Here is an 8,261-nt window from a genome sequence, read left to right on the forward strand (position 1 = left end):
CTGAAACCTTTTCGCCACGGCCGTGCAGCCAGACATCCATTCGGATCGGCAACGCGTCCACGGCGTTCACGTTCGCCGGGACGACCACACCGTAGGGTTGAAACGAATCGTCGATTTTGGATCGATAACCACCTGCAATCAATTGCTTTTCGTTGCTCGTTCCCAAACCCACCGCCTCGGCCCAGGAGGCACCGGCGGCGATTCGGTCGATTCGTTCGTTGGCAATTTCCAACAATCGATCGGCGTCCGACAATGCTTTCGGCGAGTAAAAGATGGATTGCTCGATCGTCATCTCCACCGCGCGAGGAAACACTAGGACTTCGGGTTCGAGATCGATCAATCGAGCCAGTGCCGTGGATCCTTGTTTGTCCGTTTTCGCGGCGTCGACCAATTGCTGCCAGCGCTCGCGAACCGCGGTGGCTTTCGCTTTCAGAGCATCCACAGCTTGCGCGTCGACTTCGATTCCTTCCGGTGGAATCGGACGAACGTTTTTGGCTTGGTTGTCAGCCGGTCCATCCGCTAGCACGGGGGCAGCCGAAGCGATTGCGAGGCATCCGAAGGCAACCAGTCCACGAGTCAACGCCAATGTCATTTTAGTCAAATCCGCCAAAAGTCAAAATTCAGAAGGGACCATCGGTCAACGAAGGCCACAGCATACACGGGAGACCAAAGCGAAACCTGACGCTCGGGAGAGTGCATTCATGGCGTCGGCTGAGTCCGGGTTGGATGCGGTGATCGCGATTCCGCTCTCAGTCCGACCCGTACTGATCGAGCCACTTCTGCAGTGCGTCCGTGTCCAGCATTGCGTCCAGGGTTGCTCCGTTTGACGCCGGGTTCTCAAGTGCATCGCTGGCTGAGCCAGCGGACTTTTGGGGTGCTTTGCGTTTCGGTGTCGCCTTTGGAAATTTGACCATTTGGATTTCCCCATCCAGCAACGCGTCCAGCCATGCTTCCGAATCGAGCGGCAGTGCTTTTCTGCGTTTGGCTGCGGCTTGCAGTCGGTGATCCGAGGAAATGACGGTCAGCGATTTCGGCGTGGGGTGCGCGAAGATGATCTCTTCGATCAAATCATCGGCTTCGGGGTAACCGACGGCGAAACGAACGTCCATGTCGGAGAATGACATTTGATCGCTGACGCCCTGTGGCGGATTGCGAGCGTCAAAGACCACGCATGTGCGGCTTCGAATGATGTCGGTCAGATGTTCCGACAATCGGTTGAGCAACAACTGCCGTTCGTCCTGCAGCCAATTGACGGAGGCTCCTCGCGACGGTGGAGCCACCGGCCCGATAACGTTGTATCCATCGATGAGCAGCAGTGGATACATGTGACATGGATGAGAGGAGGGAAATCAGTACGCTTCGGGTTGTTTCCAAACGACAAGCAGCGTTCGGAACAGGATTCGTATGTCGAGCAACAACGACCAAGAGCGAATGTATTGGTGATCGAAATGGATTCGCTGTTCCATCTTATCAACCGTTTCTGTTTCGCCTCGGCAGCCGTTGACTTGGGCCAGCCCGGTGATTCCCGGTTTGACCTTGTGCCGCATCATATAACCACGAATCAAACCGCGATATTGTTCGTTGTGTGCGGACGCGTGAGGCCGAGGCCCGACCAAGGACATGGATCCTTCGATCACGTTGAACAATTGTGGCAGTTCGTCCAGGCTGGTTTTCCGAAGGATTGCTCCCAGAGGCGTGATTCGCGAATCGTTGGCGGTGGCTTGTTTGACGACCGCGCCGTCATCGCAGGTCGTCATGGAGCGGAACTTCCAGACACGAATTTCTTGGCCGTCCAAACCGTATCGACGTTGACGAAAAAACACCGGGCCTGGCGAAGTCAGTTTGACCGCTGCGGCAATGGCCAGCATCGGGAGCGAAATCGCGAGCAAACCAGCGGTTGCAAGGATCAAATCCGCGGCTCGTTTGGCGACGCCGTCGATGCCGAACATAGGCGTTTCGGTGACGCTGACGGCAGGCAGCCCGCCGACTTGTGTCCAGCGAGCGTGCAGCAATTCGAACACGAAGAAATCGGGGACAATGTAGACCGATGCGGTCGAGTCGCTCAGTTCGTCCAGCAGATATCGGATTCGTTTTTCGGCTCGCATCGGAAGCGTGACCAGCACGGTTTCAACCTTGCCCGAACGAGCCGCTGCGATCAAGTCATTCAGGTCGCCCTGCAATCTATTGACCGCTTCGTTCGAGATCGCGTGGTCGTCCGAGTTGTCTTCTTCAGAAGAGTTTTCGTTTGGATCACTGCCATCGCGAATCAGGTTGCGATCGTCATAAAAACCGGCGAATTGCAGACCGAGTGATGAGTCCGATTCGATGTTGGCGTGAGTCTGGTGTCCTAGCGTGTTGCAGCCAGCAATCGCGACGCGACGCACGCCAACTCCGCGACGTAGCAAGCCGACTTGCACGATTCGCAAACACATTCGGGAGAGCCCGATCGTGGCCGGACACAGCACGCACCATGACAGAATCACGGCGCGGGAAAAGTACTGGCCATAGCGGGTCGCGAAGGCGAGGACTCCCAGGACCAAAATGGTCAATGTCCACGTTGCCAACACGCGAACGATTTCGCTGTCCGTGCATCCGCGGCGGTCACCTCGTTGCAGACCGGTGAGTTGGCTGCAGAGGAAGAATGCGATGACGGCAATCAAGCCCATCGCGAACGATGCTTCGTCGACATGGCCTCGCGCGGCGAACTTGACGAGCACAAGCGAAGCCAAAATCGAAGCCGAATCCAGACACGGCTGAACAAACTCGTACCAATGACGACTGCCCAAAATGGAAACCGATTGGACTGAATTGGCGGTGTTCGACGATGCAGGGGATGCGTCCGAAGTAGTTGACGGCATGGTCGGTGTACAAAGAGGAAGCGAATGACCGTTACTAACGGCCCGATTTCCCCAACACTAGGTCGCGAACCCGTCCAGCCAATCCATTCCGAGGTCCAACCAGGTGGCTTGATGGGTCAAAGCCCCACTGCTGATTCGGTCCACGCCAGTCGCAGCGACCTTGCCGATCGTGTCGATTGTGACATTGCCCGAAGCTTCCAGTTCCACGGGCACTCCCAGTTCATTGCGGCGCGCCACGGCTCGACGGAGGTCGTCCAGTGAGAAATTGTCGAGCAGCACGATGTCGATGCCGGTCCTGGCGACTTGCTCGAACTGCTCCAATGTGTCGACTTCGATTTCGATCATCGAAGGGGAAACCAATTGGTTGACGCTGGCTCCCCGCATTGCGACGGCGCGCGTGGCTGCTTCGCCAGCGGTCAATGTCGACGAAGGATCGTTCTCACTGCGGCCGAGTGCGAGGTGATTGTCTTTGATGAGGAATCCGTCGTAGAGCCCCGTTCGGTGATTGTGCCCGCCTCCGCAGCGAACCGCGTATTTTTCTAAGCGACGCCAACCAGGGGTGGTTTTGCGAGTGTCGTACAGTCGGGCGGGATGTTCACCGATGGCCTGGACGTACTGGTCCGTGAGTGTTGCGACCCCACACAATCGCGAGAGAATGTTGAGCAGCACTCGCTCGCTGGTCAGCAAGTCTCGGGCGGAACCGGACAGCCGAACGATCGGTTGGCCGGGAACTAGCGGGGCACCCTCCTCGATCAGAACATCGACGTTCAAGTCAGCATCAAACTCATCGACGATCCACGGTGCCAGTGCGATTCCGGCGGCAACTCCGCCGCCGCGGGGAACGATTTGGCAGGCTCCGCGACGTTCCGGAGAGATCATCGTCACGGTGGTCCAGTCGACCGCGATGTCCAAATCTTCCGCGATCGAAAGTCGCACCAGTTGCCGCAGGTCATTTTCCAAGGCGTCGTCAAGTTGGACGGGGCGGTAATCCATGGCGGTGTTTCAGTTGAGGCGGAGCAGTTTCACAGAAAGCGTTTCCCGCATTGTTTCGCTTGGCGGCGATGCCAGCAATGCGTGACCGTGGGTTTGGAATTGGAAAACCGTCGCTGATCTGCCGATTGTCATCAAATCGCAGTTGCCAACGCGGGTTCGGTTTTTCTACAAGCCGATCTTATTCATTTGTTTCCGTTGCGAATTGGGGTCACCATGCCTTCGCCCTCCCATCTCATCGTCCCTCGTTGTTTCGCTTGGGTTGCGTTGGTGATTGGGGTGTCTGCCATGGCATTGCCGCGTGCGCATGCGCAGTTGCCATCTCCCGCCGAGATCGAAGCATCCAAGAAATTGCCGCTTCCCACGGATCCCGCCACGGTGATGGCGGTGGTCGGACAGGGGCGAATTTTGCTGGGGGAATTGAAACCCAAGGTGGACGCAGAACTCGAACGAATGCTCGCACAAGCGAAAACCAAGGTGCCGGAGGACGACCTCCGTTACGTCAAACTACGGATGACTCGCAGCCTGCTGGCTCAAACCATTCAAACCCGAATGCTTCGTGAAGCGTTCTTGCTCGATCAAGTTGGCACCCAAGCGGCTGACAAACGCAGGGAAGCCGAAGCGACCATGTCCGCCAAGGCTCGTCAGATGTTCTTTGAAACGGAATTGCCCGGTCTGAAAAAGAAAGCCGGGGTGGAGTCCATCTCTGAACTTGACGAGTTGCTTCGAAAAGAAGGTTCCTCGCTCGCGATGCGTCAACGTGAATTCATGGATCAAATGCTTGGCCACCTCTACATTCGCAGCAAGGTGAACAAGGACCCTTCCATTTCGTTGGCTGAGATCGTCGAGTACTACCAAGAGCATCGTTCGGATTACGAGCATAAAGCTCGCGCTCGATGGGAACAATTGACGGTCATGTTCAGCAACTATCCGAATCGCGAAGCCGCGATGAAAGCGATCTCTGACATGGGACGCGAGGCTTTGTACGGCGGTAGCATGCAAGCGGTCGCGAAAGCCAAGAGTGAAGAACCGTTTGCCAGTTCCGGAGGCTTGCACGACTGGACCAACCAAGGCTCTTTGGCATCCACCGTTCTCGATCAGCAAATTTTCACTCTGCCCACCGGCAAGATGAGTGAAATCATCGAAGACACCGATGCGTTTCACATCATCCGAGTTTTGGAACGTGAGGAAGCCGGCGTATCGCCCGTTGGTGAACTGCAAGACAAAATCTCAGAGACGCTTCGTCAACAGAAAATTCGTGCGGATCAAGAAAGCGTGATGGTCGAAGTGCGGCAACGTGTTCCGGTTTGGTCGTTTTATCCAGACGATTTTCCAGGTGCAAAACCGTTGATGCAGGTATCCGCTCGACCGGCGATGCAGAGGTAAGTGGCATGACCGATTGCGCTGCACGGCATCACACCACCTCGCATTCTCGCGTCTCGCAAAATCGATTCTCGCGTCAGCGTTCCGGTTTGGATTTGCGATGGATGGTCATTTGTGGATTGGTGCTGTTGTCGGCTGGTTGTGGTCAGCTCGCCTATCGCCTCGGGACCGACACCCCGCCTCAGTACGTTCCCAATCCCCTGGATTTGCCACCCGTTCCGGCTGATTTCCTGTGGTCGCAGGTCGTGGACTCTGTCGACGATGTGTTTCGGATCTCTCGGGAGCAACCCGTGGTCAACCAGCCCGGAGCCATTCTAGAGGGACGTCTTGAGACAAGTTACAAGGTCGGCGGTTCGATCTTGGAACCTTGGCGGAAAGACAGTTCACCTGGTTTTGAACGTTTGCAAAGCACGCTTCAGTCGATTCGTCGGCGAGCGATCGTGCACGTTCGTCCGCACTCAAACGGGTACTCGGTCGAGATCATTGTCCAGAAAGATTTGGAGGACACGGATCGGACTCAGTACGCGACGGAAACGACCGCCGGGCCACGTCATGACGGTTCACGCACCAGCCGTGTTGACGATTTTGATGATAATCCGCAAACGTTGGGGTGGATTCCATTGGGCCGCGACACAACGCTGGAACAGATCCTGCTGCAGGACATTTTCCGGCGTGTCACGCAAGAGGACACGCCTGGTCTGCTGCATCATTGACGGCTGGCGAGTTTGGCTGCCGGAGCCAGTGACTCGTCCACTGCCCTCAGTCTCGATGTTGACGAACCGCTACGCTTTTTCGGCGGTGACCAGTGCTTTGTCGCTGATGTCTTTGCGGCACCAAGCGCCTTGCCAGCGAATTTCTCGCACGGCTTTGTACGCCTGCAGTTTCGCGGCGCTGATCGAATCGCCCATGGCCGTCACTCCGAGAACGCGTCCGCCGGTGTTGACGACTTCGCCATCGACGCGCTGAGTCCCCGCGTGGAAGACTTTGACATCGTCCATTTTGTCGGCGGTATCGATTCCGGTGATCGTGTGACCTTTTTCGTAGTCCGCAGGGTAGCCTTCACTGGCCATCACGACGCAGATGGCGGGGCGAGGGTCAAATTCCAGGGGCCCGGTTTCTTCCAGCTTGCCATCGACGACGGCTTGCATGACATCCACGAGATCTGTTTTCAATCGCATCAGCAAAGGCTGACATTCGGGGTCACCGAAGCGGACGTTGAATTCCAGGACTTTGGGTCCGGCGGGAGTCAGCATCAATCCGGCGTACAGCACGCCTTTGAATGGCCGGCGTGATCGCTTCATCGCGTGCACGACCGGCACCAAAATGCTGGATTCGACTTTGGCCAATGTTTCTTCGTCCAGGACCGGCGCGGGGCAGTACGCTCCCATGCCACCAGTGTTGGGGCCGGTGTCGCCATCGTTGGCTGGTTTGTGGTCTTGGGCGGGCGGTAAGGTGACGATGGTTTCGCCATCGGTGATCGCCAGCACACTGACCTCGGGGCCGGTCAGCCGTTCTTCGATGATCAGTTCCTTGCCGGCGGCACCGAACTCTTTGCGGGCTGCGATCCGGTCGATTGCTTCCAAGGCTTCGCTGCGAGTGTCGCAAACGACGACGCCTTTGCCAGCGGCCAGACCATCGGCTTTGACAACGACGTTGACTGGATCGGTCGGTTCGCTGAAACGGTCCTTGATGTATCGCGACGCGTCATCGGCGTTTCGGAATGTTCGGTAATCCGCGGTGGGAATGTCGGCGGATCGCAGCAGGTTCTTGCAGAAGACTTTGCTGCCTTCGAGTTCGGAGGCCGCTTTGCTGGGCCCGAACGCTCGCAGTCCCGCGTCGGTCAACGCGTCGACCAATCCAGCCACCAAAGGTGCTTCGGGGCCAACGATGACCAAGCCGACGTTGTTCTCTTTCGCGAATTGGATCACGGCATCGTGATCAGCGGGATCCAGATCGACGTTGGTCGCGTCGATTCCCGTGCCAGCGTTGCCGGGGGCAACAAAAACATTTTGCACGTGACGGCTCTGTTTGACTTTCCATGCCAGGGCATGTTCACGTCCACCAGAGCCGACAATCAGCACGTTGTATTTACTCATCGAGTGGTTTGACTCGCAGGTTCTTGAAGTAGGCTTTGCTTTGTGGGTCATGGGCTTGCAAGGCAAACGTGCCTTCGCCCAACCGGCGTTCGAAGCGATCCGAAAACGCTTCTTGGTCGCTCGGTTCGGTGTAATCCACCAGTGTTTTTCCGTTGACTTTCAGTTCAATGTGTTTGCCGCGGACAATGATTTCTTGGGTGTACCATTCGTTGTCGCGAATTCCGTTGGCTGCCAACGTTTCCGCGTCGACATTTTCGACCCCGTAGAGCGAACTGGTTTTCTTGGGGTCCTTGTGACTGATGTTGACTTGGCATTCGTAGCCGTATTTGGGCCAGTTCTTTGCTTGGTATTGGGTGTGAAAGTAAATGCCAGCGTTGCTGCCGGGCATCAACTTCACGTCGGCTTTGAAGTGAAAGTTCTTCAGGGGAGCCAACTCACCGGTGTAGAACAGGTGGCATCGCTCGCCTTCGCAAACCAGCATTCCATCGACCACTTTCCAACTGTCTGGATTCTCGGCCGATTTCTTCCATCCGTCTAGCGACTTTCCGTCGAACAAGGAGACGAACCCCGCTTCCTTTGCCGTCGAGTTCTTGGACGCCTCGTCTGCGATGGCGATCGAGGAGACCGAAATGGCAGACGATAAAAACGCGACGACAGTAAGCAGCAATCGGGAACGAAACATGCGTTGACTCAGTGAGCGAGGATGGCGGGCTAGACGCTGGCTAATCGGTCCAGCATCACAGGGTCTTTCGGTGAGGGAGACATCGGGTCGACGCCCAGTGTTCCCTTCAGTGAAGCAATATAGTCGCCCGACTCGGCCAATTGGCGTTGCTGGGTCGCATATTCGTACTGGCTCTTCATGTCCAGGCGTTCCGTCGCGTCCGTGTTGAGCGGATCGTCCATGAACGTCTGCAAACGCTGCTGCATTGACTTC

The 8,261-nt window shown here is 56.6% G+C and carries 8 protein-coding genes and 1 pseudogene; 2 read left to right on the plus strand and 7 right to left on the minus strand.

Going from position 1 to position 8,261, the window contains the following annotated elements; translation table 11 throughout:
• The 4 genes and pseudogenes from ACF8AM_RS12285 to nadC all read right to left on the minus strand — a co-directional run.
• Window positions 1-592 (minus strand): annotated as a pseudogene (locus ACF8AM_RS12285) (hypothetical protein); the annotation flags it as partial.
• A gap of 157 nt (window positions 593-749) precedes the next feature.
• Window positions 750-1,325, minus strand: coding sequence for an NYN domain-containing protein (locus tag ACF8AM_RS12290; RefSeq protein WP_392555912.1), 576 nt, complete (start codon window positions 1,323-1,325; stop codon window positions 750-752).
• A 24-nt stretch (window positions 1,326-1,349) separates the two neighbouring features.
• Window positions 1,350-2,858 (minus strand): undecaprenyl-phosphate glucose phosphotransferase, encoded by a 1,509-nt coding sequence (locus tag ACF8AM_RS12295; protein WP_392555913.1) that lies wholly within the window; start codon window positions 2,856-2,858, stop codon window positions 1,350-1,352.
• A 57-nt stretch (window positions 2,859-2,915) separates the two neighbouring features.
• Complete coding sequence (nadC, locus tag ACF8AM_RS12300) at window positions 2,916-3,851, minus strand: carboxylating nicotinate-nucleotide diphosphorylase (protein ID WP_392555914.1); 936 nt, start codon at window positions 3,849-3,851, stop codon at window positions 2,916-2,918.
• Window positions 3,852-4,181: 330 nt separating this feature from the next.
• On the opposite strand from nadC, the gene ACF8AM_RS12305 reads away from it, so the two are divergent.
• Both ACF8AM_RS12305 and ACF8AM_RS12310 read left to right on the plus strand, forming a co-directional pair.
• Entirely contained in the window at window positions 4,182-5,234 is a 1,053-nt protein-coding gene (locus ACF8AM_RS12305) for a peptidylprolyl isomerase (protein ID WP_392555918.1), read from the plus strand.
• Between the two features lie 101 nt (window positions 5,235-5,335).
• Window positions 5,336-5,944, plus strand: a complete 609-nt coding sequence (locus tag ACF8AM_RS12310; protein WP_392555919.1) for a hypothetical protein — start codon at window positions 5,336-5,338, stop codon at window positions 5,942-5,944.
• A gap of 69 nt (window positions 5,945-6,013) precedes the next feature.
• Here ACF8AM_RS12310 and purD read toward each other — a convergent pair whose 3' ends face one another.
• The 3 genes from purD to ACF8AM_RS12325 all read right to left on the minus strand — a co-directional run.
• Complete coding sequence (gene purD, locus ACF8AM_RS12315) at window positions 6,014-7,327, minus strand: phosphoribosylamine--glycine ligase (RefSeq protein WP_392555915.1); 1,314 nt, start codon at window positions 7,325-7,327, stop codon at window positions 6,014-6,016.
• The gene (locus tag ACF8AM_RS12320) at window positions 7,320-8,009 is read right to left on the minus strand and encodes a DUF1080 domain-containing protein (protein ID WP_392555916.1); all 690 of its coding nucleotides are present in this window, start codon (window positions 8,007-8,009) and stop codon (window positions 7,320-7,322) included. Before ACF8AM_RS12320 ends, purD begins: the two co-directional genes overlap by 8 nt.
• A 29-nt stretch (window positions 8,010-8,038) precedes the next feature.
• Window positions 8,039-8,261 (minus strand): hypothetical protein (locus ACF8AM_RS12325; protein WP_392555917.1); only part of this gene is annotated, 223 nt, incomplete at its 5' end.

The sequence above is a fragment of the Rhodopirellula sp. JB055 genome, from assembly GCF_043100905.1.
GTDB lineage: Bacteria > Planctomycetota > Planctomycetia > Pirellulales > Pirellulaceae > Rhodopirellula.

Bases quoted from the DNA above. Each gene is read 5' to 3' on its own strand.
- ACF8AM_RS12295 (WP_392555913.1), bottom strand. From the start codon at position 2,858: ATGCCGTCAACTACTTCGGACGCATCCCCTGCATCGTCGAACACCGCC.
- nadC (WP_392555914.1), bottom strand. From the start codon at position 3,851: ATGGATTACCGCCCCGTCCAACTTGACGACGCCTTGGAAAATGACCTG.
- ACF8AM_RS12290 (WP_392555912.1), bottom strand. From the start codon at position 1,325: ATGTATCCACTGCTGCTCATCGATGGATACAACGTTATCGGGCCGGTG.
- ACF8AM_RS12320 (WP_392555916.1), bottom strand. From the start codon at position 8,009: ATGTTTCGTTCCCGATTGCTGCTTACTGTCGTCGCGTTTTTATCGTCT.
- ACF8AM_RS12310 (WP_392555919.1), top strand. From the start codon at position 5,336: ATGGTCATTTGTGGATTGGTGCTGTTGTCGGCTGGTTGTGGTCAGCTC.
- purD (WP_392555915.1), bottom strand. From the start codon at position 7,327: ATGAGTAAATACAACGTGCTGATTGTCGGCTCTGGTGGACGTGAACAT.